The 24,955-nt window shown below is 67.9% G+C and carries 19 protein-coding genes and 1 CRISPR repeat array (1 of these 20 cut by a window edge); of the genes, 6 read left to right on the forward strand and 13 right to left on the reverse strand.

From position 1 onward, the window contains the following. A CRISPR array of direct repeats spans positions 1-1,483; the repeat unit is 36 nt; unit sequence GTTGCGGCTGGACCCCCGATCCCCATCGGCTACACT (it extends 138 nt beyond the left edge of the window). Between the two features lie 74 nt (positions 1,484-1,557). Genes cas2 through cas9 form a run of 3 tightly spaced genes read right to left on the reverse strand, consistent with a single transcriptional unit; the run spans position 1,558 to position 6,133 of the window. Then, positions 1,558-1,857 carry a CRISPR-associated endonuclease Cas2 gene (gene cas2, locus AZL_RS04780; protein ID WP_247894278.1) on the reverse strand — a complete coding sequence of 100 codons (300 nt, stop codon included), beginning with the start codon at positions 1,855-1,857 and terminating at the stop codon, positions 1,558-1,560. Between the two features lie 20 nt (positions 1,858-1,877). Then, positions 1,878-2,828: a type II CRISPR-associated endonuclease Cas1 gene (cas1, locus tag AZL_RS04785; protein WP_012973523.1), complete on the reverse strand. Its 951-nt coding sequence runs from the start codon at positions 2,826-2,828 to the stop codon at positions 1,878-1,880. After that, positions 2,825-6,133 (reverse strand): type II CRISPR RNA-guided endonuclease Cas9, encoded by a 3,309-nt coding sequence (gene cas9, locus AZL_RS04790; protein WP_148219203.1) that lies wholly within the window; start codon positions 6,131-6,133, stop codon positions 2,825-2,827. The genes cas1 and cas9 overlap by 4 nt, the downstream gene beginning before the upstream one ends. Before the next feature lie 651 nt (positions 6,134-6,784). Between cas9 and AZL_RS04795 the strand changes: the two genes are divergently transcribed. Beyond that, complete coding sequence (locus AZL_RS04795) at positions 6,785-8,455, forward strand: methyl-accepting chemotaxis protein (protein WP_247894279.1); 1,671 nt, start codon at positions 6,785-6,787, stop codon at positions 8,453-8,455. Positions 8,456-8,623: 168 nt separating this feature from the next. Then, the gene (locus AZL_RS04800) at positions 8,624-9,088 is read left to right on the forward strand and encodes a hypothetical protein (RefSeq protein ID WP_012973526.1); all 465 of its coding nucleotides are present in this window, start codon (positions 8,624-8,626) and stop codon (positions 9,086-9,088) included. Between the two features lie 3 nt (positions 9,089-9,091). On the opposite strand, the gene lipA is transcribed toward AZL_RS04800, so the two are convergent. The 7 genes from lipA to AZL_RS04835 form a co-directional block, all read right to left on the reverse strand. Continuing rightward, positions 9,092-10,006, reverse strand: coding sequence for a lipoyl synthase (gene lipA / locus AZL_RS04805; protein ID WP_042442559.1), 915 nt, complete (start codon positions 10,004-10,006; stop codon positions 9,092-9,094). Next, entirely contained in the window at positions 10,006-11,109 is a 1,104-nt protein-coding gene (locus tag AZL_RS04810; protein WP_197540149.1) for a 2,3-butanediol dehydrogenase, read from the reverse strand. The genes lipA and AZL_RS04810 overlap by 1 nt, the downstream gene beginning before the upstream one ends. Before the next feature lie 47 nt (positions 11,110-11,156). After that, positions 11,157-11,942 carry a glucose 1-dehydrogenase gene (locus AZL_RS04815; protein ID WP_012973529.1) on the reverse strand — a complete coding sequence of 262 codons (786 nt, stop codon included), beginning with the start codon at positions 11,940-11,942 and terminating at the stop codon, positions 11,157-11,159. A 95-nt stretch (positions 11,943-12,037) separates the two neighbouring features. Continuing rightward, on the reverse strand, positions 12,038-13,162 hold the full coding sequence (locus tag AZL_RS04820) for an acetoin dehydrogenase dihydrolipoyllysine-residue acetyltransferase subunit (RefSeq protein WP_012973530.1): 1,125 nt from the start codon (positions 13,160-13,162) through the stop codon (positions 12,038-12,040). Positions 13,163-13,220: 58 nt separating this feature from the next. Next, on the reverse strand, positions 13,221-14,255 hold the full coding sequence (locus AZL_RS04825; protein WP_012973531.1) for an alpha-ketoacid dehydrogenase subunit beta: 1,035 nt from the start codon (positions 14,253-14,255) through the stop codon (positions 13,221-13,223). A gap of 37 nt (positions 14,256-14,292) precedes the next feature. Then, entirely contained in the window at positions 14,293-15,276 is a 984-nt protein-coding gene (locus AZL_RS04830) for a thiamine pyrophosphate-dependent dehydrogenase E1 component subunit alpha (RefSeq protein ID WP_012973532.1), read from the reverse strand. 52 nt (positions 15,277-15,328) lie between these two features. Next, positions 15,329-16,393, reverse strand: coding sequence for an ATP-NAD kinase family protein (locus AZL_RS04835; RefSeq protein ID WP_042442561.1), 1,065 nt, complete (start codon positions 16,391-16,393; stop codon positions 15,329-15,331). A 363-nt stretch (positions 16,394-16,756) separates the two neighbouring features. Between AZL_RS04835 and AZL_RS04840 the strand changes: the two genes are divergently transcribed. Beyond that, complete coding sequence (locus tag AZL_RS04840) at positions 16,757-18,160, forward strand: FAD-linked oxidase C-terminal domain-containing protein (protein WP_012973534.1); 1,404 nt, start codon at positions 16,757-16,759, stop codon at positions 18,158-18,160. A 306-nt stretch (positions 18,161-18,466) separates the two neighbouring features. Further along, positions 18,467-18,739, forward strand: coding sequence for a hypothetical protein (locus AZL_RS04845; RefSeq protein ID WP_012973535.1), 273 nt, complete (start codon positions 18,467-18,469; stop codon positions 18,737-18,739). Positions 18,740-18,836: 97 nt separating this feature from the next. Here AZL_RS04845 and AZL_RS04850 read toward each other — a convergent pair whose 3' ends face one another. Next, positions 18,837-19,301: a YaiI/YqxD family protein gene (locus tag AZL_RS04850; RefSeq protein WP_197540159.1), complete on the reverse strand. Its 465-nt coding sequence runs from the start codon at positions 19,299-19,301 to the stop codon at positions 18,837-18,839. Between the two features lie 174 nt (positions 19,302-19,475). Between AZL_RS04850 and ettA the strand changes: the two genes are divergently transcribed. Then, a complete protein-coding gene (gene ettA, locus AZL_RS04855; RefSeq protein ID WP_012973537.1) occupies positions 19,476-21,152 on the forward strand; it encodes an energy-dependent translational throttle protein EttA in 1,677 nt (558 codons plus the stop codon). Between the two features lie 72 nt (positions 21,153-21,224). On the opposite strand, the gene AZL_RS04860 is transcribed toward ettA, so the two are convergent. Further along, entirely contained in the window at positions 21,225-22,724 is a 1,500-nt protein-coding gene (locus tag AZL_RS04860) for a pentapeptide repeat-containing protein (RefSeq protein ID WP_012973538.1), read from the reverse strand. 159 nt (positions 22,725-22,883) lie between these two features. On the opposite strand from AZL_RS04860, the gene AZL_RS04865 reads away from it, so the two are divergent. Continuing rightward, on the forward strand, positions 22,884-24,149 hold the full coding sequence (locus AZL_RS04865) for an MFS transporter (RefSeq protein WP_012973539.1): 1,266 nt from the start codon (positions 22,884-22,886) through the stop codon (positions 24,147-24,149). A 65-nt stretch (positions 24,150-24,214) separates the two neighbouring features. Here AZL_RS04865 and AZL_RS04870 read toward each other — a convergent pair whose 3' ends face one another. Further along, entirely contained in the window at positions 24,215-24,889 is a 675-nt protein-coding gene (locus AZL_RS04870) for an MlaC/ttg2D family ABC transporter substrate-binding protein (RefSeq protein WP_148219204.1), read from the reverse strand. Positions 24,890-24,955 lie beyond the last annotated feature (66 nt).

The raw sequence follows: 24,955 nt of genomic DNA on the forward strand, positions 1-24,955 counted from the left end.
GCTGGACCCCCGATCCCCATCGGCTACACTTCCCCTTGGCGCGCCCCCAAGAGTCACACAGTTGCGGCTGGACCCCCGATCCCCATCGGCTACACTCGACAAGGCTGGCGGCCACACCGGTTGTACGTTGCGGCTGGACCCCCGATCCCCATCGGCTACACTCCGCGATCATGTCGCCCGACACGCTGCCAGGTTGCGGCTGGACCCCCGATCCCCATCGGCTACACTTGTCCTTAAGCGCCGCGCCGTACTCTCTGAGTTGCGGCTGGACCCCCGATCCCCATCGGCTACACTTGGCGTTGACCGGGTGATAGGTTTCCCGCAGTTGCGGCTGGACCCCCGATCCCCATCGGCTACACTGTCGAGGATGTCCATCAAGCGACCCTCCCCGTTGCGGCTGGACCCCCGATCCCCATCGGCTACACTTGGGACGACAAGGTGCTGGCCGACTGGAACGTTGCGGCTGGACCCCCGATCCCCATCGGCTACACTGCACTGGCGAAAGTGCCGCCGACCGCAACGGTTGCGGCTGGACCCCCGATCCCCATCGGCTACACTTCCACATGTTCGATGTCGAGCGCGCCGATCGTTGCGGCTGGACCCCCGATCCCCATCGGCTACACTGAACGCCGGGCCGATGAGATGCACGAGGGCGTTGCGGCTGGACCCCCGATCCCCATCGGCTACACTCCCCGAACACCGCTACTGAGGGCCAGAAGGGTTGCGGCTGGACCCCCGATCCCCATCGGCTACACTTCTGCTCGGATGCCAATAGCCGTGTCGAATGTTGCGGCTGGACCCCCGATCCCCATCGGCTACACTCAACCTGTGAGGACCAAGCCATGAACATGATGTTGCGGCTGGACCCCCGATCCCCATCGGCTACACTGTCAGCGCGCCGCTCGCGCCGCCCAGCGTCGTTGCGGCTGGACCCCCGATCCCCATCGGCTACACTTCAGCCCCGAGTATCTGCAACTGCTGGGCAGTTGCGGCTGGACCCCCGATCCCCATCGGCTACACTAACCCTGCGCCTTGTGACAGGTGATCGCATGTTGCGGCTGGACCCCCGATCCCCATCGGCTACACTTCCTGCCCGCCAAAGACGCAGATCGGCGCTGTTGCGGCTGGACCCCCGATCCCCATCGGCTACACTCCGGTTCCGTGGTGTCCGCCAGGAAGGACTGTTGCGGCTGGACCCCCGATCCCCATCGGCTACACTGCATCGGCGATGGACAAGGCCAGCGAGAAGGTTGCGGCTGGACCCCCGATCCCCATCGGCTACACTCAACCGCATTGCGACCGCGCTGAACGCCGCGTTGCGGCTGGACCCCCGATCCCCATCGGCTACACTCCGCGGCTGCGATGGCACTGGTGCCCACCGGTTGCGGCTGGACCCCCGATCCCCATCGGCTACACTAGCCTTCGCATTCGCGGCATGGGACTTGTCGTTGCGGCTGGACCCCCGATCCCCATCGGCTACACTGGATGTCCGGGTAAGTCCTTGTTTCGGCATGGACTTTCCCGGTTTCCGGCAGCGTCGAATCCGGGGCTTCATGGTTAAAACAGGACATATTGCTCCGGATTCCTGCGTTGCGCCGCGCGGATGCGGCCGTCGAAGCACACCATAGTTTCGTATTGGCGATCGGTGAAACACAAGATATGGACCTTGCCGGTCGAGGGGACGTTCTGCCCGATTCGCCGGGTCAGCGCTTCCACCTGCTCCTTGCCGGTGCAAAATCGCATGTAGACGGAAAATTGCGACATCTCGAATCCCTGGTCGAGCAGGAACTGGCGGAACTTCGTGGCGGCCTTCCGTTCGGGCCGGGTCAGGACGGGCAGGTCGAACAGCACCATCATCCACATCATCCGATACCCGCTCAGCATCCCGTTTCGCCTCCCGCCGGGGGCGCGGCGGGCCATTCCAGCGGCATCGGCGCCCAGGGGCGGTCGAGAGCCGGCAGGTCCAGGTCGCCCTTGCCCTCCTCGACCACCTGCGCCAGGGAGCCGGCCAGCCGGATCAGCACCGTGCCGATCGGCGTCGTCCCCTGCGCCGTCAGCATGTCGAGCGACGGCACGAGCGCCAGATAGCGCTTGGTCTCCCGCGTCACCTCCCGGTGTCCGGCCTCGGCCAGCCGCAGCACGGCCAGATCGACGAACGGGCGGAAGGGCTCCATCAGGTCGTCCACCAGGCACAGCGGATTGCCGCGATTGGCGTGATGCAGGCCGATGGACGGGTGCAGCCCGGCCGCCGTGACCGCCCGCGCGGTGGCCGAGCGCAGGATCGCATAGCCGTAGTTCAACAGCGCGTTGGCGCCGTCGCCGTCCTGGTCGCGGCGGAATTCCCGCCCGAACAGCGCCGGCCAGTAGCGGCGGGCGGCCTGCGCCTCCAGATTGTCGGGATCGCCGGAGCGCACGCGGCGCGCCATCTCCACCAGGCCGCCGGCGGGCAGGCCGCGCGCCTCCAGGGCCGCGGCCTGCTGGCGGATCTTGGCCCGCACGAGCGCCTGCCAGAGCCGCTTGGCGAGCGGGGCCGGGGCGTCCACCTGGGCCCGCATGCGGCGGGACTGGACGTGATGGGCGTCCACCGGCCAGACGAAGGCGGCCGGCAGATGGTTGGGGCCGCACATCACCACCACGGCGCCGCGCTCCATCAGCGCCATCAGCAGGGCGTTGGAATAGGTGAGGCCATGGGCGTTGGCCATCACCACCGCGATGTCGTCCAGCGGCACGCGGCCAAGTTCACGCCCCTCCGCGGTCACCACCAGGAACCCGCGGGAGAGCGACAGGTGCCGGCCGTCCTCGGCGATCTCGACGATACGGCCGGTCATGAGATGTCCTCCGCCGGCTCCATCGCCGTCCGGCCGGCATCGCCCCCGATCCCCACACGGGCGCCCGGCGCGTGCACCCGGACCCGGCCGAGCGGATCCACCGTCACCCGCCGCGCGCCGCGGGCGCGGAGCTGGTCGCAGGAGATCTTCACGTGCTTCGACCGGTCGGTCTTCACCTGATGCGGCTCGACCACCACCACGCTGTTGGACGAGGGTTCCAGCTTGACCACCTGCATGACGCGCACCCGCCCCTTGTGCTCCAGCTTCAGGCAGTCGCCCTTGTGCAGGCGCATCAGGAAGCGCTCGCCGTCGCCGAGCCGGGGCGGGGCCGCGGCGCCGTCCGCGCCGCGGCCGCCATGCGCCTCGAACAGGGTGACCCAATGCCCGACCCAGCGGCGCCCGTCGGCGCGCAGCGCGACGTCGACATGGTGCACCTCGCCGGCCAGCAACAGCTTGTGGAAGGGTCCACCGGACCGGGGGCCGGACGGGTTCCCGCCATGCTCGACGCGGATCGGGTTGGACTCCTTCTTCAGCACCCGGACGCGGCGGATCCCGCGGGAGGCCGGCTGGGCGGCCAGATCCTCCGCCGCCTTGGCCAGCGCGGTGGCCGGGTCGTTGGCGTCCCGCCTGCGGATCGCCAGCCGGTCGATCAGGGCCCTGCGCAGCCGGGGGTCGCGGACGCTGTTGATCTCATCCTTGCTCAACCCGTCGATCGGTTTGCGGACGACGAGGTTGAAGCCCTCTTCCGGCGGATCGACCGGGCCATAGGCGGTTTCCTTGTGCAGCGCGCCGCCGATGCCGTGCTCCGGACGGTGGGAGACGACGATGGTCCGCGCGCGCCGTTCCAGCTCCGCCCGGAACCCATCCCACGGCTCCTCCTTGAAGCCTTCCAGGACGCGGCGGATGTTGTCCTCGCGCGCCGCCGCCTCCCGCTCGGCGCTGGCGGCTGCAAGCTGGACCCGCTGCACCATGCTCCGGTCGATGCAGCCGATCACCACGGCGTCCAGCGCATGGTGGCGATGGTCGGCGCGGTTCTTTTCCGCCGGGGAGGGGTCGAGCGTTTCGGCCGGCACCTCCGGCGGCGGCCCATCGGCTTCCGCCAGGATGGCGTCGATCCCCCAGCGGCGGCGCAGCAGGGCGGTCAGCCGGCCCGGCGACACCCGCACTTTCGGGCAGACGCAGCGCAGATACTCGACGGCAAGGCGCGACAGATGGCGCGTGTCGTTCAGGTGGCGGGCCCGTAAGCCGCCCTCGCCCTCCAGCTTCTCCAGGGCGTCGGGGGCGAAGCGCCAGCGCTTGTTCTTGGGCAGCGCCTCCGCCCGCGCCAGGATGCCGGCCCAGCGCTCGGAATCATGGCCGAAGGCCTCCCAGGGGGAACGGTTGCGCTTGATCCGGTTGGCCTCGCGCAGGCACACCACCTTGTTGGCGGCGCTGTCGTCCAGGCTGACCGAGAAGGGCAGGATATGGTCGATGTCGACCTGTTCCGACAGCAGCATGCGCATGCTGATGGTTTCGCCGCTATAGGGGCAGCGGCGGTTCTCCACCGGCCCCTGTTCCTCCCACAGGCGCAGCTTCAGCAGGTTGCGCGGCGTCGGCCGTTCGCCCAGCGACAGGATCAGGCGCTTGCGCTCCTCGTTGCGTTTCTGGTTGTCGGCCTGTCGCTTGTCCTCGCGGCGGCGGTCCTCGGCGGAGCGCTTCAGGTCGCGCGCCAGCTCGATGACGATCTCCTCGGGTCGCCCGTGCCGCGCCAGGATGGCGTTGACGAGGTGGCGGAGCTGGTTGAGCGCGATGTGGACCGTGGGGTTGGCGACGCGGCCGACCCGCTTCTCCTCGGGATCCGCCGGGTTGCCGGTGCCGAACGCGACATGGCGTTCCAGGACCGCGCCATAATAGGGCAGCGCGTCCAGCAACGCCCCCTCGCGGGAGAAGTCGGAATGGTCCTTGCCGCCGCGCAGCAGCTTGACCGCTTCGTCCAGGCGGATCGGGCGGACCCGGCCATCCGGATCGCCGCGGGTCTCCCGCTCCAGCACCGGCAGCAGTTCCGCCACGGCGCGGCGGCCGTAGCGCCCGTGGAAGTCGGGCAGGGTGGCGCCGGCCAGCTTCGCCGCCGTTGCCTCGTCCAGGGCCCAGCGGGCGGTCAGCGCCGCGATCGCCCGTTCCGGCTCCGCCTCGGTCAGCAGCAATTCGACCAGCGCGTCCTGCTCCTCCAGCGGCAGCGCGGTCCAGCCGGGTCCGAAGGCCGGGGCGATTCGGGCGCCGGTCTCATCCCCCAGCAGTTCCGGGCGCTTGTCCGATTCCAGCGAGAAGCCGGTCCCCGGCGGCAGCTCCAGAAGGCCGCGCAGCTTTTCGAAGGGCACCGACTTCTGCACCTTGCCCGGCTTGCGGCCGGCCTTCGGTGGGCGGCCCTGGACGAAGGCGACGATCCGGTCGCGCTCCGCCGGGGTCAGCGGCCGTTCCGACAGGTCCAGATGGATCACGCGCAGGCTGGCCAGCTCCTGAAACAGGCGCAGCCGCTGCGCCGACGGCAGGGCGCGCGGCGCGCGCCCGTCGTCCGGATACAGGGTGCAGCGGCCGACCGGCGGCGGCTTCAGCGGGCGCTGGTGGAAGATGCGGTGGCGCAGGATTTCGCGCGCCTCCGCCGTCAGCAGATCGGGGTGATGCCGGGCCTGTTCGGCCCACAGGGTGTCGAACTCCGCCTCCAGCATGCGGCGGGCGGGGTAGAAGGGATAGGCGGCCTCCTTCCCCTTGCCGGCCAGCCGGGCGCGCAGCGTCTCGCCCCGCGTCTTGCGCCATGCGAACCATGCCCCCAGCGTCGGCGCGCCCGCCGCCGCGATCGCCGCCTCCAGCCGTTCGACCGCCTCCTTGACCTTGCCGGCCTCCTCGTCCGGCTTGGTGGCGGTGCGCACCGGCTTGTAGCCGCGGCGCTGGTTGAGGTGGAACAGGGCGCGTCCAATCTCGAAGGGCTCCAGCCGCTCGCGGGTGGCGCGTTCGCGGGCGAGGTAGGGATCGACGGCCACCTCCAGCCGCTTGCGCGCCGCCGGGTCCGCCGGCATCAGCCCGAAGCGGACCAGCGCCCCCATCAGGCGGGTCCGGCGCGTCAGGTAGCGGTCGCGCCGCCGCCGCATCTGCCGCGCCAGCCGCCGGGCCACCGCGAGGGAGGCCTTGTCCTGCGGATCGCGCCCGTCGGAAAAGATTCGCGAGCCGAGCGCGCGAATCTCCCGCGGCTTGCCCTGGCGGTCCAGGTTGAGCAGGCCCCAGCCGATCGAGTTCGTGCCGAGATCGAAGGACAACCGGTATGGCTGCACGGCGCACTCCCACTCTGCAAATTTGTCCGTATGGTCTCGGGAAGTTCCCGGAAAACAACCTGATGACGAGTCTATAACAACCCTTGACAGAAGATGCCAGGAGACTAGGATGAAGAACGGCTTGGAAATTCGATGGGGATCGGGGGTCCAGCCGTTAACATGTTCCCTTCGGGGAGCACGAAATGCGGGGCGGGCCACGGTCCGCCCCTTTTCATTCGAGAGAGCCCGGCAAGAGGGCGCGCCGAACAGATGCGTGCCTGTTTGATCTTGCCCCGTTTCGGTGGGGCAAGATCAGTTCCCCGATTCCCGATTTCCCGCTCCCCGATCACCCGGTGCCGACTGCCCAATCCTATCCCGCCCATGGCGCGGAAAGGACCATCCGGTTCGTGGTGAGAAATTCGCATGGATGGAAATCCAGAAATTTCCATGTATCGTATACAGACGATCGTCCAGATCATGCGGTATGAATCAAACGGAAACATCCATTGTTAAAGAAAATAAATCTCCGTTACATTCGGTAAGATGATCTCGGGGTTTTCCCTAGTCAGACAATCATGGACTGAATGTATAAAATTACCCTATGAATTATTTCCAGCGTAACTGTTCCATCTGTGGGGGTGGCTGATGTTCGCATGGTTCGGCAATCAGAAAATGATCGTGAAGATCCTCACGCCTATCGTCCTGCTTCTGCTCATCATGACGGCGATCTCGGTGGAGTCCGTGCTGCGGCTGGCTTTGCTCCAGCGGACCGCGGAATATGCGCTGACCATCGAGGCGACCCGGCGCACGGTCATTCTCGACATCGGCCGTCATCTGAACGCGGCGACCGTCGCCGAGAAGAACGCGATCATCGAGAAAAGCCAGGAGGGCATGCAACGCTTCGCCGGCCAGTTCAACCAGTCGATGGCCCAGGTGGACAGGTTGATCAGCGAACTCGCGCTGACCGCCGACAGCGCGGTGCGGCGCGAGACCGGCGTGAAGATCAAGGCGGTGGTCGACGCCTACCGTCAGACCGCCTCGAAGGTGATCGACCTGACCCTTCAGGGCAGGGACGAAGAGTCCTTCGCGCTCAGCGGCGGTGACGGGGCGAAGACCCGCCAGGCGGCGATGGCGCTGATCGACGAGCGTGTCGAGGTCAATCGCAAGGGGATGGAAAAGTCCATCGCCGAGACCCGCGAGGTCGCCGAGGAGACCAGGAGCATCATCCTCGCTCTCGCGGTGGCGGGCGTGGTGGTCGGCTTGTCGCTGTCGCTGGCCATCGTCATCCTCATGATCGTCAGGCCGCTCGGCCGCATCACCGGGGCGATGACCCGCGTGTCGCAGGGCGAGCTCGATTTCCCGATCGACGGCACCGCGCGCCGCGACGAGGTCGGTCTGCTGGCCCGCACGCTCGATGTCTTCAAGGGCAACGCGCTGGAGGTGCGCCGCCTGACCGCCGAGCAGGAGCGGGAGAAGACGCAGGCGGAGGTGCTGCGCAAGGCGGAGATGCTCCAGCTCGCCGACCGCTTCGAGGGCAGCGTCAGCGCCATCGTCGAGAATGTCGCCTCCTCGGCCTCCCAGATGCAGGGGGCGGCCGGCACCCTGTCGTCGAGTGCGACCCAGTCGTCGGCCCAGGCCACCGCCGTCGCGGTGGCGTCGGAACAATCCAGCGCGAACGTGCAGACCGTCGCCTCGGCCACCGAGGAGCTGGCCGCCTCGATCCTGGAGATCGGCCGGCAGGTGGCGAACCAGAGCGCCATCTCGGCCACCGCGGTGCAGGAGGCCGACCGCACCAACGCCAGCATGCTGCTGCTGGTCGAGACCGCCAACCAGATCGGCGCGGTGGTCGATCTCATCAACTCGATCGCCGGCCAGACCAACCTGCTGGCGCTGAACGCCACCATCGAGGCCGCCCGTGCCGGGGAGGCCGGCAAGGGCTTCGCCGTGGTGGCGAGCGAAGTGAAGGCGCTGGCCAGCCAGACGGCCAAGGCGACCGAGGAGATCCAGGCGAAGGTGAAGGAGATCCAAAGCGCCACCGGCGGCGCCCAGGAGGCCGTCGCCGGCATCGCCGGCATCATCGGCCGGATGAGCGAAATCTCGTCGGCCATCGCCGCCGCCATTGAGGAGCAGAACGCGGCGACCGCCGAGATCTCCAGCAATGTCGCCCAGGCGGCGCGCGGCAGCGAACAGGTGTCGACCAACATCGTCGGCGTGACCAGGGCGGCGAGCGAAACCGGGACGGCGGCCGGTCAGGTGCTGAGCGTCGCCAACGGTCTGGCGACCGAGGCCGACCGGTTGAAGACCGAGGTCTCCAGCTTCATCGCCACCGTCCGCGCGGGGTGATGGGCCGCGGGGGGGCGAAGGGTCATTACGCCGGGGGCTGTTCTTCCTGGGGTTGCCGTCCATCGGCGCCGTGGTCCGCTCTCGCGAAATCCACGCCGCCGATGGATGATTCCGTGTCCGTGGGCTGTTGATGCCAAGTGACGGTATTCCACGGCGGAGCCACCCATCATGACATGGCGTTCCATTCTGTTCGGCTGCCTGCTGGCGGCCGTGACCTCCGGTTGCACCCCAACCCCCTATTTCGAGACGCGGACATTCCGGTATTTGCCGGTCGGCGAGGCGGGGAACCGGTGCGTCGCCCAGTGCAAGCAGGCGCGATCCGTCTGCGACTCCGCGAATGAGCTCGCCCTCCAGACCTGCCGGGCCGAAGGGCTCACCCGCGCCCATGCCGAATATCAGGCCTATCTGAAAGAGCTGCCCAAGGACTATAACAAGAAGAAGATGAAGACCTTAAGAGACTTCGAGTGGGGAATCAGCTGCTCCACCAGCCTCTATTGCTCCTCCGATTACGACAGCTGCTTCAAATCCTGCGGTGGCCGGATCGAACAGCAGACTTATTGCGTCAGCAATTGCAAGCTGATGACGCCGCCTCAGCCGGACGGGGCCGAGGTCGGTCCCAAAACCGCGCTGTGAGGTTCAGCCCTTCTCCGCCGCCCGCCGCCGCAGCTCCGCGAAATCACGGCCGGCATGGTGGGAGGAGCGGGTCAGCGGCGTCGCCGACACCGTCAGGAACCCCCTGGCCCGCGCCACCGTCGCATAGCGCTCGAACTCCTCGGGCGTGACATGGCGGGCGACCGGGTGATGGGTGGGGGTGGGGCGGAGATACTGGCCGATGGTCAGGAAATCCGCCCCCGCCGCCCGCAAATCGTCCATCACCTGAAGTACCTCCGCCGGTTCCTCGCCCAGGCCCACCATGATGCCGGATTTGGTGAAGATCGACGGATCGCGCTCCTTCACCCGCTCCAGCAGGCGGAGCGAGCCGTAGTAGCGCGCCCCCGGCCGGACCTCGGCGTAAAGGCGCGGCACGGTCTCCAGATTGTGGTTGTAGACATCCGGCCGGGCGTCGGCCACGGTCTCCACCGCCCCCGGCTTGTTGCGGAAGTCCGGCGTCAGCACCTCCACCGTCGTCGCCGGGGAGCGGTCGCGGATGCGGGCGACGCAGCGGGCGAAATGGCCCGCCCCGCCGTCGGGCAGATCGTCGCGGTCGACCGAGGTGATGACGACATGGGCGAGGCCAAGCTCGCCCACCGCCTCGGCCAGCCGGTCCGGCTCGTGGGGATCGAGCGTGTCCGGCCAGCCGGTGGCGACATTGCAGAAGGCGCAAGCCCGCGTGCACACGCTGCCCAGGATCATCACCGTGGCGTGCCGCTTGCTCCAGCACTCGCCGATGTTGGGACAGGCCGCCTCCTCGCAGACCGTGTTCAGGCCATGGCGGCGGACGAGGGATCGGGTATCCTCGAACGCCGCCCCGGCCGGTGCGCGGGCGCGGAGCCAGGACGGCTTCTCCGCCCGATGCTCCGGGCGTGGGCTGCGCATCGCGGGCAGGGCCATCAGTGGACAAGCTCCGGCTGTTCGGCCGCCGCCCGCGGCTGCACGATGATCTTCACATTGCGGTCCTTGTGGGCGACCAGCTCCTCGAAGCCGCCGCTGACGATGTCGTCGAGCGTGATCCGGCCGGTGATCAGCGGCCGCACGTCGATGCGGCCGTCGGCGATGAAGCGGATGACGTCGGCGAACTCGCCATTGTAGGCCAGCGAGCCGATGACCTGCTTCTCGGTGGCGACGATCTCGAAGAAGTTGAAGGCGCTCGGCTCCTCGAAGATGCCGACCAGCACGGTCTTGCCGGCCTTGCGGATGACGTCGATGGCGAGCTTGGCGGTGTCGCGGTGGCCGATGCACTCGAACGACACGTCGGCGCCGTAACCGCCGGTCAGCGCCTTGACCTCCGCCACCGCGTCGCACTCCTTGGGATCGAGCACCAGCGTGGCGCCGACCTCCAGCGCCTTGGCCTTGCGGGCCGCCGACATCTCCAGGACGATGATCCGGCCGGCGCCGGCCGCCTTGGCGCACATGATGGTGCACAGCCCGATGGTGCCGGCGCCGACCACCACCACCGTCTCGCCGACGATGCTTGCGGCCTTCTTCACCGCATGCATGCCGACCGCCAGCGGTTCGATCAGGGCGCCGGCCTCGGTCGGGAAGCCGTCGGGCAGCTTGTAGAGCAGTTCGGCCGGGACATTGACCAGACTGGCGAAGGCGCCGTTGTTCATCAGGCCGGTGAAGGCCAGCTTCTCGCAGATGTTGTACATGCCGTGCTTGCAGTAATAGCACTCGCCGCAATGCTGGCAGGCGTCGGCCGCCACTCGGTCGCCGACCTTGAAGCCGGTGACGCCCTCGCCCAGCGTCGCGATCTCGCCGCTGAACTCGTGGCCGAGGATGCATTGCCCCTTCAGGCCGGTCAGCGGGTGGGGGGTGTCGACCGGGATGAAGACCGGGCCGGCGACATATTCATGCAGGTCGGACCCGCAGATGCCGCACCAATGCACCTTGATCTGGACCCAGCCGGCGGGCGGGGCGCCCGGCAGCGGCACATCCTCGACCCGGATATCCTTGCGGCCATGCCAGACGGCGGCCTTCATCGACGTGGCACTCATGGTGTTGTCCTCCGGTTTTATCGTTATGGGCGAGCGCTGAAAGGCGGTCAGGCGAAGACCATCCCGCCATCGACCAGCAGGGACTGGCCGGTCATGAAGTCGCTGTCGGACGAGGCGAGGAAGCGGGCGACGCCGACCAGATCGTCGGGCCGCGACGGCCGGCCCAGCACCGCGCCGGCGGCGAACATGTCGAAGGCCTCGTTTTCCGACTTGGTGATGCCGGTGTCGCGGAAGCCCTGGTCGATGATCTTCCACATCTCGGTCGCCACCACGCCGGGGCAGATGGCGTTGGCGGTGATGCCGTCCTTGCCGAAGCCGCGGGCGGCGGCCTGGGTCAAGGCCACCACGGCGAATTTGCTGGCGGAGTAGTGGGCCAGCGGCTCGTAGCCCTGCTTGCCGGCGATCGAGGCGGTGTTGACGATCTTGCCGCCGCCGCCTTGGCGACGGAACGTCTTGATCGCCTCCTGCATGCCGATCAGCACGCCCAGCGCGTTGACGTCGTTGATCGTGTGCCAGTCCTCCTCGGTGATGTCGAGGAAGGGCTTGGTCTGGGCGACGCCGGCATTGTTGAAGATCACGTCGAGCCGGCCATGGGCCTTGACCGTCTCGTCGATCATGCGGCGGACGGCGGCGCGGTCGCGGACATCGACGGTGACGGCGATGGCGCTGCCGCCGGTGGCACGGATGGATTCGGCCACCTGTTGGGCGTCGGCCCCGGTACGGTCGGCGATGGTGAGATTGGCGCCGTCGGCGGCCAGCGCCTTGGCGATGGTGGCGCCGATGCCGCGGCCGGCGCCGGTGACGATGATGCACTTGTCCTTGAGATCGGGCATGACGGAACTCCTGCCGGCGCGCCGGCGGATGGCCCGCGCGCCGGTTGCGGGTGGTTCGGGAAGCTGGATCGGGGGAGGGGGCTGGTCGGGCCGCCTCATTCCGCCTTGGCGATGTGGTCCTTGAGCAGCGCGTTCACTTTGCCGGCCGCCTCCATCTGCACCATGTGGCCGGCGCCGGGGATGACGGCCACATGGGCCGTGTTCGCCAGCGCCTGGGCGTGGTCGGCGGGGATGACGCGGTCCTCCTCGCCCCACACGACAAGGGTGGGCGTCTTCGTATCCGCGACCCCGGCGGCGAGGATGCCGGCCTGCCGGCCATCGGCGAACAGCGAGGCCGACAGCGCCCGCAGCGCCTCGTCGACGCCGTCCAGCCGCTTGTACTTCAACAGGTCGTCGACCATCTGGCGGCTGACAAGGCTGGGGTCGGCGAACAGCGTCTCCAGGACCGGCTTCAGGTCGCGGCGCGATGTCGCACCGACGAAACCCTGGATGTAGCCGCCGTCGATCCGCTCGCCCAGTCCGGCCGACGCGATCAGCGACAGCGACGCCACCCGGCCCGGCGCGTCGAGCGCCGTGCGCATCGACACCGCCCCGCCCATCGAATGGCCGACGAAATGGGCGCGCTCCACCCCGACCGCGTCGAGGAAGCCCAGCACCGCCTTCGACAGGCCGGACAGGCTGGGATCGGCGAGCCGCTTGGTCGACTGGCCATGGCCGGGCAGGTCGAGCGCGTAGACGGTGGCCTTTTCCGCCAGCGCGTCGATGGTGAACAGCCAATTGTCGAGATCGCCGCCGAAGCCGTGGACCAGCAGGACGGTCGGCCCGCTTTCCCCTCGCTTGGCGTAGCGGATGGTGCCGGCCGGGGTCTCGGCGGTGTGGTATCGCGGGCCCGCCTCGGCCTCGCTATCCTCTTCGCCGGCCGGGACGGCATAGGCGCTGATGAAGGCGTCGATGTCGTCGTCCGGCACATCGGGTTCGGCCAGCACGGCGATCAGCGCCTTGACCGGATAGATGGTGCCGGGTTCGCCCAGCACGCGGCGCAGCACGCCGGTCTCGCCGGCCTCGACCACGTTGGTGATCTTGTCGGTCTCGACCTCCAGCAGCTCGTCGCCGATGGAGATGGTGGACCCCGGCCGCTTCAGCCAGCCGGTGACCTTGCCCTCCGACATGGACAGGCCCCATTTCGGCATGACGATGGGCTTGATGCGCTCGTTCAACATGTGGTGCAGGCTCCTGGAAGTGCTTTTTTTGATTGGGGCATTCAGGCCGGCGCTTAGCTCACGCCGCGATCCGCGGCGACGCCCCCTTGGGCGACAGGGTGCGGCGCACGGCGCCGGCGATGCTGTCGGCGCTGGGGACATACAGATCCTCCAGCGACGGCGCGAAGGGCACCGGGGTGTGCGGCGCCGTCACCATCTGGATGCCGGCCTTCAGCGCGCCGAAGGCGTTCTGGCCGACGAAGGCGGCGATGTCGGTGGCGAGGTTGCAGCGCGGATGCGCCTCGTCCACCACCACCAGCCGGCCGGTGCGCTCGACGCTCTCGATGATGGTGTCCCAATCGATCGGCGACAGGGTGCGCAGGTCGATCACCTCGGCCTCGGTGCCGTCCTTGGCCAGGGCGGTGGCCGCCTCCATCGCCCGGTGCACGGTCAGGCCGTAGCTGACGATGGTCACGTCGTCGCCGTCGCGCAGCACGTTCGCCTCGCCGAAGGGAATGGCGTAGCTCTCGGCCGGAACCTCGCATTCCAGGCCGTAGAGGTTCTTGTGCTCGCAGAAGATGACGGGATCATTGTCGCGGATCGACTGGATCAGCAGGCCCTTGGCGTCATAGGCGTTGCTGGGGCAGACCACCTTCAGCCCCGGAATATGGGTGAACAGCGGGGTGAGCATCTGCGAATGCTGCGCGGCGGCGCGGAAGCCGGCGCCGACCATGCCGCGGATCACCACCGGCGTCTCCGCCTTGCCGCCGAACATGTAGCGGAACTTGGCGGCCTGGTTGAAGATCTGGTCGAAACAGACGCCCATGAAGTCCAGGAACATCAGCTCCGCCACCGGGCGCAGACCGCAGGCGGCGGCGCCGATGGCGGCGCCGATATAGGCGGATTCCGACAGCGGCGTGTCCATCAGCCGGTCGCCATGCTTGGCGTACAGCCCCTTGGTGACGCCCAGCACGCCACCCCAGGCGTCGTCCTCGCCCTTCGCGCCGGTGCCGCCGACGATGTCCTCGCCCATGACGATGACGGTGGGGTCGCGGCGCATCTCCAGATCCAGGGCCTCGTTGATCGCCTGCTTCATGCTGATCTTGCGGGACATGTGTTTCCTCCGCGCGTTTGGCGTTTCTTGAATGGGCTCAGTAGGCGACGTAGACGTCGCGCAGCAGGTCTTCGGCCACCGGCAGCGGGGCGGCCTTGGCGGCGCGCGTGGCGTCCTCGATCAGCGCGTTCACCTCGCGGTCGATGGCCTGCAACTCGTCCCGGCCGATCACGCCCGCTTCGATCACCCGTTCCGACAGGATGGTCAGGCAGTCGCGCGACGCGCGGATCGCCTCCAGCTCGCCCTTGGCGCGGTAGGTCTGGGCGTCGCCTTCGAAATGGCCGTAGAAGCGGACCATGTTGCATTCCAGCAGGGCCGGGCCGCCGCCGTCGCGGGCGCGGCGGATGATCTCGCCGGCCGCCTCGTACACCGCGAAGAAATCGGTGCCGTCGACGGTGACGCCCGGCATGCCGAAGCCGGTGGCGCGGTCGACATAGCTGTCGCAGGATACCGCCCATTCCATCGCGGTGGATTCGGCATAGCCGTTGTTCTCCACCACGAAGACCACCGGCAGGTTCCACACCGCGGCGAGGTTCAGGCTTTCCAGGAAGGTGCCCTGGTTCGACGCGCCGTCGCCGACGAAGGTGATGCCGACGCCGCGGTCGCCGCGCACCTTGGCCGCCAGCGCCGCGCCGCAGATCAGCGGTGCCCCGGCGCCGAGGATGCCGTTGGCGCCCATCATGCCCTTGGACAGGTCGGCGATGTGCATCGATCCGCCCTTGCCCCGGCAGGCGCCGGTCGAGCGGCCATAGATTTCCGCCATCATCGCATGGACATCGACGCCCTTGGCGATGCAGTGACCGTGGCCGCGGTGGGTGGAGGCGATGCGGTCATTGTCGTTCAGGTGCATCATGATGCCGGTGGCGCAGGCCTCTTCGCCGGCATAGAGATGGACGAAGCCGGGAATGTCGCCCTTGGCGAAATCGACGTGCAGCCGCTCCTCGAACTCGCGGATCGTCCGCATGGTGCGGTAGGCCGTCAGCAGCTCGTCCTTGCCGAGGGGGAAGGGATTCTGGGCCATGAGGTGTTTTCTCCCTGGTTCAGGTCTTTGGGGGTGATTTGGGTTGTGGTCGTCAGAAGGCGGCGACGGGCACCGGGGTGCCGGTCAGCAGCCTGTTCTGGCCGGCGTGCCGCATGACGGCGGCGACGTTGACCGTGCGGAAGGCGTCGTCCCGGAGCGTCAGGGACAGGCGGTCGCGTTCGCTGAAGGACAGCTCGCGCTCGCCATCCAGCGCGATCGAGCCGGCGGTGACCTCCGGCTCGAAGGCCACGCCGGCCGGCATGCGGCGCCAGTCGGTGATCCCGACCTCCGCCATCATCCCCGGCGCGATGGGGGCATGGAGCGTGGTCGCGCTCTTGCGGCGGTCGCCGTCAGGGGACAGGCGCACCATCAGGCCGCCGCTCTCCTCGCGGCCGACGGGTTCCAGCAGGCCGGCGATGGCCGACATGCCGATCACCTCCGGGTCGGCGAAGGTGACGTAGAGTTCGCGGAAATTCTCGGTCCGCCACAGGGCGCGGGCGCCGATGTAGCGCTCCGTCACCAGCGCGACATCGACCAGCGCCATCTCGGTGACGGCACCGTCATTGAGCGACACGTCGATGCGCTTGTTGGCGGCGAAGGCGATGTGCGGCGGCACCCGGCCGGTGACAGCCAGCCCGGTGGCGAGCCCGGTGATCGTCGGCTCCCGGTGTTCGGGGAAGGCGTTGTTGGTGCCGGTGGAGATGCCGGCGATCGGCACCGTCCCGCATTCCGCCGCCACCGCCCGGTGGGTGCCGTCGCCGCCCAGCACCACCAGCGCCGACACGCCGGCCCGCCGCATCTCCGCCGTGGCGCGGTGGGTGTCGGCGACGGTGCCGGTGATCGGCATGGCAACCGGATGAAGGGCGGGGTACAGATCCGCGCCGCGCGTTCCGCCATTTCCCCTGGCCCGCATCAGGCCGCGCTCGACATGGGCGCGGATGCCGCCATTCTCCGGCATCATCAGCACGTCGCGCACGCCGCAGGCATGCAGCGCCGCCAGCACCCGCAGCAGGATATTCGCCCGGTCGGCGATTTGCAGGCTGGTGGCGTTGGCGACGACCCGGCGGATGTCGCGGGCGGATACCGGATTGGCGACGATGCCGACGACCGGAGCCAAGATGCGCCTCCCCCTCAATGCGGCGCGCCGTTGATCGACGCGCGGTTCGAGGGGGGTAAGAGCAACCGCCGTGCCAGATTGTCAGTTCGGCGGATTTTCCTGGATTTCAATGGTTGGCGGTGTTGCGGCGGTGCGGGGCGTTGCAACAGCTGTTGCATGGACTGTGGCGCCGACGGTGCAACAGGTGTGGCGGCGGCCTTGCGGTCAGGGACGGCCGCGCCGCTTTCCCGCAGTCCGGGGGAGTGTCCGGCATTCCGCCGCCGGTATTCCACCTCTGCGCAACGCCCGGCTTGCCAAGCGCTCGCCCGCCGCTCTAGCTTCCTTTGGTCATACCAATGAACCGTTCAGCGGAGAGCACAGCCCATGACCGCCATCGCCACCACCCTGCCGCGCGCGGCCCTGACCGAGGAGGCGCGGGCCGAACTGACGGTTCTATTGGGCGACCGGTTCACCACCTCGCTTCCGGTGCGCGAGCATCACGGCAAGGACGAATCCTATCACACGCCCTGCCCGCCGGATGGCGTCGCCTTCGCCAATTCGACCGAAGAGGTCAGCGCGATCGTGAAGATCTGCGCGAAGCACAAGCTGCCGATCATCCCCTTCGGCACCGGCACCTCGCTGGAGGGCGGCGTCGCGGCGCTGGCCGGCGGCATCACCATCGACCTGTCGGGCATGCAGCGGATCCTGCGCGTCAGCGCCGAGGATCTGGACGTCACCGTCCAGGCCGGCGTCACCCGCAAGCAGTTGAACGAGCATCTGCGCGACACCGGCCTGTTCTTCCCGATCGATCCCGGCGCCAACGCCTCGCTCGGCGGCATGACGGCGACGCGGGCCAGCGGCACCAACGCCGTGCGCTACGGCACGATGCGCGAGAATGTCCTGGGCCTGACGGTCGTCCTGGCCGACGGCCGCGTCATCAGGACCGGCGGGCGGGCGCGCAAGTCGGCGGCCGGCTATGACCTGACCCGGCTGTTCGTCGGCTCCGAAGGCACGCTCGGCATCATCACCGAGGTGACGCTGAAGCTCTACGGCATTCCGGAAGCGATCTCCTCGGCGGTCTGCGCCTTCCCCACCATCAAGGGCGCGGTCGACACCGTGATCCAGACCATTCAGATCGGCGTTCCCGTCGCCCGCATCGAGCTGCTGGACGAGGTGCAGATCGACGCCGTCAACAAATACTCCAAGCTCGACTATGCCGTCGCCCCGACCCTGTTCTTCGAGTTCCACGGCACCGGGGCCGGGGTGAAGGAACAGGCGGAGATGGTCGCCGCCATCGCCGCCGAGCATGGCGGGATGGAGTTCGCCTGGGCCACCCGGCCGGAGGACCGTTCCAAGCTGTGGCAGGCCCGGCACGACGCCTATTACGCCGCACTCGCGCTCCGTCCGGGATCGAAGGGCTGGCCGACCGACGTCTGCGTGCCGATCTCCCGCCTCGCCGACTGCATCCTGGAGACCAAGGCCGATCTGGCCGGGTCCAACATGCTGGCGCCGATGGTCGGCCATGTCGGTGACGGCAATTTCCACCTCGTCTATGTTCTCGACCCCGAGAACCCGGCCGAATTGGCCGAGGCGCAGCGGCTCGCCGACAAGATGGTGACCCGTGCCTTGGAGATGGGCGGCACCTGCACCGGCGAGCATGGCATCGGCTATGGCAAGATGGCCTTCCTGGAGCAGGAGACCGGCGAGGCCTTCGCCGTCATGGGCGACCTGAAGCGGGCCTTCGATCCCGACAATCTGCTGAATCCGGGCAAGGTGGTGCGCGTCTGACCCCTGTGCTTTGGAAACGAGAAGGCCCGGCATGTCGCCGGGCCTTTTCGTTTGGGCCGATAGCGATGTCGTGGAGTTGTTATCACAAGCATGATCGCGAACAATAAGGGTGCTGCAAGTTGGAAATATTAATGTCTCATGCGATATTTATTGTGCGATATGCGGTAATAATCTTCGGAGATATTTTCGCCCAAGATCTCTGAATTCTTCAATTGTATTGGTTTGATTATCGGTCGTACCGTTTTCTATGCCGACTTCCGGCGCTGCGCCGCGGTTTCACCGTGCCTTCCATTCTGGAGACCGATCATGAAGTTTTCCGCTCTCGTCCTCTCCCTTGGCGTTCTGTCTTTTGGCACGCTGACGCTGGGTGCGCCCGCCATGGCCGATGACAATGCCAAGTGGATCGCCCAGTGCCTGAAGGACAATTCCGACGCCAAGGTTTCGGAAGCGGTGGTGCGCGCCTATTGCACCTGCATGAACAACAAGATGGACGACAACGAGACCCGGACCATCACCCAGTGGGAGAAGGCCAACCCCGAAGCCCGCAAGGCCTGCGAGAAGGTCGCCGGCTGGCAGTGATCCGCCGCCGTCCGCCCGAGGCGTTCGAGCCATGAAAAAAGCCCGCCTCCCATTCGGGGGCGGGCTTTCCCGTCTCTGTTCGGCCGTTGGACCGCGTCTATCTGAACTTCGGCCGTCGCCCCGCCTTCAGCGCCTGCACCGCCTGATCGAGCGTTTGCAGGAACTGCGATTTGTCGCGCTGGCTCATCGGGGCGTTGCCGCCGCTGACCACGCCCATATCGCGCAAATCCTGCATCAGCGCGCGGGTCGCCAGCGCCGAACCGACGCTGTCCGGCGTGAAGGGGCGCCCGGTCGGGCCGATCACCACGGCGTCGCGCTTCACGCAGCGGTCGGCCAGCGGGATGTCGGCGGTCACCACGATATCCGTCGGCCCGGCCCGCTCGGCGATCCAGTTGTCGGCGGCGTCGAAGCCGTCGCTGACCACCACCAGTTCCGCCATGCACTCCGTCGGCAGGCGCAAGGGCGCGTTGGCGACCAGCCATACCTTGCAGCCGGTGCGGCCGGCGACCTTGTAGATCTCGGCCTTGACCGGGCAGGCGTCGGCGTCGATGTAGATTTCCACCTTGGGGCTGACCAATCCTTTTCCTCCCGCCTGTCCGCTCCGACCCGGTCCCATCCGGGTGGGGCGGCTCAACAAGGTTTCATGCAGGCCTCTTATGCGCTAAAACCGGACCCAAGCGACAGGGTGCCGTGGCGGCCCCCGCTTTCACATCTTTTCGGAAGGTCGGAGCGGCGCATGGCGTCCTACCAGTATGTCTATGTCATGAAGGGCCTGACCAAGGTCTATCCTGGCGGCAAGAAGGTTCTCGACAACGTCTGGCTCTCGTTCCTGCCGGGTGTGAAGATCGGCGTGCTCGGCGTCAACGGCGCCGGCAAGTCGACCCTGATGAAGATCATGGCCGGTCTGGACAAGGATTATTCCGGCGAGGCCTGGGCGGCCGAGGGCGCCAAGGTCGGCTATCTGCCGCAGGAGCCGCAGCTGGACCCGACCAAGACCGTCCATGAGAATGTCATGGAGGCGCTGGGCGAGACCAAGGCGCTGCTCGACCGCTTCAACGAAGTGTCGAACCTGATGGCCGACCCGGACGCCGATTTCGACGCGCTGCTGGCCGAACAGGGCGAGTTGCAGGAGAAGATCGACGCGGCCGACGCCTGGGACGTCGACCGCACGGTCGAGATCGCCATGGACGCGCTGCGCTGCCCGCCGGGCGACGCCGACGTGACCAAGCTGTCGGGCGGTGAGAAGCGCCGCGTCGCGCTGTGCAAGCTGCTGCTCGAGAAGCCCGACCTGCTGCTGCTCGACGAGCCGACCAACCATCTCGACGCCGAATCGGTCGCCTGGCTGCAAAAGCATCTGGAGGACTACAAGGGCACCGTCGTGCTGGTCACCCACGACCGCTATTTCCTGGACAGCGTCACCGGCTGGATCCTCGAACTCGACCGCGGGTCGGGGATTCCGTGGGAAGGCAACTATTCCTCCTGGCTGGAGCAGAAGCAGAAGCGTCTGGAGCAGGAAGGCCGCCAGGAGGAATCGCGCCAGAAGCAGCTGGCCACCGAACTGGAGTGGATTCGGCAGAGCCCGCGCGCCCGTCAGGCCAAGAGCAAGGCGCGCATCACCGCCTACGAGACCTTGCTGGCCGAAAGCGGCAAGGAGCAGGCCGGCGAGACCAGGATCGTCATCCCGGTGCCGCCGCGTCTCGGCAACGTCGTCATCGAGGCGGAGAGCATCGCCAAGGGCTTCGGCGACCGGCTGCTGATCGACGGCCTGTCCTTCCGCCTGCCGCCGGGCGGCATCGTCGGCGTCATCGGCCCGAACGGCGCCGGCAAGACCACACTGTTCCGCATGATCACCGGGCAGGACGGGCCGGACGCCGGCACCTTCCGCGTCGGCGACACGGTGAAGCTCGGCTATGTCGACCAGAGCCGCGACAGCCTGGACGCCAAGAAGACGGTGTGGGAGGAGATCTCCGACGGGCTCGATCTGGTGGAACTGGGCAAGAAGACCATGCCCAGCCGCGCCTATGTCTCCAGCTTCAACTTCCGCGGTCCCGACCAGCAGAAGAAGGTCGGCCAGCTGTCGGGTGGTGAGCGCAACCGCGTCCACCTCGCCAAGATGCTGAAGTCCGGCGCCAACGTCCTGCTGCTCGACGAACCGACCAACGATCTCGACGTCGATACCCTGCGGGCGCTGGAAGACGCGTTGCAGAGCTTCGCCGGCTGCGCCGTGGTCATCAGCCACGACCGCTGGTTCCTCGACCGCATCGCCACCCATATCCTGGCCTTCGAGGGTGAAAGCCACGTCGAATGGTTCGAAGGCAACTTCCAGGATTACGAGGCCGACAAGAAGCGCCGTCTGGGCGCCGACGCCGACCAGCCGCACCGCATCAAGTACAAGCCGCTGGTGCGCGGGTAAGGGAAGAGGGGCGGATTTCCGTCCTTGCGAGAAGGGCCGCCGGTCACACCGACCGGCGGCCCTTCTTTATGCTCACCCCGCCATCTTCTGGTGTTCCAGAAAGGCCGCCTTCAGCAGGGACTTGAGGTCGTCGCCATATTGGTGGAAGCGGACGGAGAGCTGGCCGCGCTCCTCGTCGCGGTGCAGGACGACCAGATTGGCGACGGCGGCCACCTCCTGCTTGTCGGCCAGCACGACGCGGGCCTGGAAGGTCTGGCCGCGCTGGTAGGGCTGGTTGACCGCCAGCAGGCAGAGGCCGCCGACCGACCAGTTGCGGGCGGGGAAGCTGCCATGGTCGGTGTGGACCACCATGCCGGGCCGGACGAAGCGTTTCTGCCGCCGCCGTTCCTCCGGCGGGGGAGGGGGGAAGGGGCTGGAGGCTTCCGGCATGTCGATGCCCGCCCCCTCGGTCAGCGCGTTGGTGAAGACCGCCCCGCGCACCACCGCCGGCCCCATGGTCGAATCGCGCAGATCGGCGTCGGAGAAGTCGGCGCCCTCGAAATTCGCCGGCCAGTCGCGGCCGCCGGCCAGCGCCACCGGGCGGGCGTCGACCCCGTTCATCAGCGTGTGCGCCAGATAGGCACGGCGCAGCGTCGCCCCGCGCAGCACCGCGTCGCGCAGGTCGGCCTCGTCCAGATCGATGTAGGACAGCTCCGCCATCTCCAGGCTGGCCTTGGTCAGGCGGGCGCCGGGCAGGCGGCAGCGGCGCAGCCGGGCCGCGGCCAGCGTCCGCCCATGCAGGTCGGCCCCGGCCACCGACACGAGGTCGAGGTCGAGCCGGGCCCCCTCCGCCCCGCCGCTGTCGACCCAGCGCTCATGCTGTTCCACCAGCGCCAGGAACTCCGCCACCGGCATCGCCGTATAGTTGGGCTGGACGATGGCGTCGGGCGGCAGGGCGAAGGGGATGAAGGTGCGGGTCAGGGTGGCGTTGTCCATCACCGTGTTGCCGAACACCACCCCGTCCAGGTTGGCGCCGCAGAAATCGGTGCCCATCAGCACGGCCGAGGTCAGTTCCGCCCCGGTCAGGTCGGCGTCGTTCAGGTCGGCTCCGGTCAGGTCGCAGCCGGCGAAGTTGGCGCCGGCCAGGATCGAGCGCTCCATCTTCGCTTCGGTCAGCCGCGTGGTCCCGGTGCCGCGGGTCACCTTCTGGCCGGCCTCCGGGCCGCCGCTGTCCACCAGTTCGCCGGCGCGGAAATCGGCGCCGCGCAGGTTGGCGTCGGTCAACAGCGCGCGGTGCAGGTTGGCGCCGCGCAGGTCGGCGCCGGTCAGGATGGCGCCGGTCAGGTTGACCGCCTCCATGTCGGCGCCGAACAGGTCGGCCTGCGACAGGTCGGCCTTCACCATGCGGGTATTGCTGAGATTGGCCCCGGCCAGCTTGGCCCCGGCCAGCGAGACGCGCTCCAGGTTCAGCCGCGACAGGTTGCGGAAGCTGAGATCGGCGCGCCGGCCGCTGGAGGGCCGTTTCAGCCACGCCTGATGCGCCTGGATGATCGTCCGGAGTTCGTCGATCTCTTTCGGATCACGTTCGGCCATGGCGTCGGGTTCCCGGATCCACCGTATGACGAGGACAGCAGCGTCCGCGCAACGATAGCTCCTTCCCGCCGGCACGTCACGGGTTCTGAAAAGTGCTGGACCAAATCGGTCCGATAACCGTTCTCTAGCCGCAGCTTCACCTTGGGCAGGACCCCTCCCATGACGACCGACGCGGCGGGACCCCACCGTTCTCTCGATCTGCTCAATTTCTTCCTGGCGGATGTCCGTGACGGACTCGGCCCCTATCTGGCGATCTATCTGCTGACCATCCAGCGTTGGAACGAGGCCGATATCGGGCTGGTGATGACGCTGGCCGGGCTCGCCGGGCTGGCGGCGCAGATGCCGGCGGGCGCGCTGGTCGACGCCACGCGCCACAAGCGTGCGGTCATCATCGTCGCCGCGCTTCTGGTCACGGTCGGGTCGCTGTCGCTGCCCTGGCTGAACGGATTCGCCGTCGTCGCCATCCTGCAATCGGCGATCGGTGCCGCCGGGGCGGTCTTTCCTCCGGCCATCGCTGCGATCACGCTCGGGCTGCTGGGGCCGCGCGCCTTCGTCCGCCGGATCGGGCGCAACGAGTCCTTCAACCATGCCGGCAACGCGGTGGCCGCGCTGCTGGCCGGGGCGGCGGCTTATGCCTTCGGACCGGTGGCGGTGTTCTGGCTGATGACCGCGATGGCGGTTTGCAGCATCGCCGCCACCGCCGGCATTCCCGCCGGTGCCATCGACCATGCGCTCGCCCGTGGGCTGCACGCCACCAGCCAGGGCGGTGACCACGAGACGCCGTCGGGCCTGCGCGTGATCCTGGGATGTCGTCCGCTGCTGGTCTTCGGCGGATGCGCCGCCCTGTTCCACTTCGCCAATGCGGCCATGCTGCCGCTGGTCGGCCAGAAACTGGCGATGAAGGACCCGGCGCTCGGCACCAGCCTGATGTCCTTCTGCATCGTCGCGGCGCAGCTGGTGATGGTGCCGATGGCGATGCTGGTGGGCGCCAGGGCGGATCGCTGGGGGCGCAAGCCCCTGTTGCTGGCCGCCTTCCTGGTGCTGCCTGTGCGCGGCTTTCTCTACACCCTCTCCGATCATTCCGCCTGGCTGGTCGGCGTCCAACTGCTGGACGGGGTTGGGGCCGGGCTGTTCGGCGCGCTGTTTCCGCTGGTGGTCGCCGATCTGACCGAGGGCACCGGCCGCTTCAACGTCAGCCAGGGGGCCATCGCCACCCTTCAGGGCATCGGCGCCTCGCTCAGCACCGCCGCCGCCGGGCAGATGGTGGTGCGGGAGGGCTATGACGCCGCCTTCCTGATGCTGGCCGGGGCGGCGGGTGTGGCCCTGGCTCTTGCCGTGCTTCTTCTCCCGGAAACCCGCGCCGTGGGGGCCGGTACGGGCGAGATGGAAGGGGACGGCGTCGCGAAGGCGGCGTCGGAGGCCTGAAACGACGAAGCCCGGCCTCCCGATGGGGCCGGGCTTCCCGGAAAAGGCGGCGGCCGCGGATGATATCAGCCGGCGCGGCCGACCTTCTGGCGCAGCGCCTGGATCAGGCCATCGACGCGGCCATTGTTCTGTTCGATGACCGAGGCGAATTCCTGCCGCTGGGTCACGCCCATGCTGACATTCTCGACCACCACATCGATGATCTTGTAGTCGGCGCCGGTCTTGCGGACGCGCCAGCTGACATTCACCGGCGGGCCGTTCGGGCGGACGATCTGCGTCGTCACCATGCTGTCCGCCTCGCCGGCGGGGGTGACGCCGCTGATCTTGAAGGTTTCGCCCGAATATTCGACGAAACGCTCGGCATAGGTGTTGACGATCAGCTGTTCGAACAGCTTCTGGTATTCGGCCCGCTGCGCTTCGCTGGCGGAGTTCCAGTAGCGGCCCAGAACCCAGCGGCCGATGTAGGGCACATCGAAGCCGGCATAGAGCAGGGTGCGGAACTTCTGCACCGCCTGATCGCGCGGAACGCTCTTGTCCGAGAAGGTGGCGATGGCGTCGTTCCCCAGCTTCTGGATGAACGCGCTGGCCCCCTGATCCGCGCTCTGCGCGGCGGCCGGGGAGATGAGGGTGTGGCCGGCCCAACCGCTTACCGCGAGCAGGGCAGCGCACGCGACGAAGTGGCGGCGTGTCAGCATGGTGTGGCGAAAGGTGGCTGTTGCGGCGGCATTGTCAACGGTCATCTTGCCTTTGATGGAAAACCGCGCCTTTTGTCAGGGCGCGTCGACGGGCAAGCCTATCTCCTCCGC

The sequence above is a fragment of the Azospirillum sp. B510 genome, assembly GCF_000010725.1.
GTDB classification, from domain to species: domain Bacteria; phylum Pseudomonadota; class Alphaproteobacteria; order Azospirillales; family Azospirillaceae; genus Azospirillum; species Azospirillum lipoferum_B.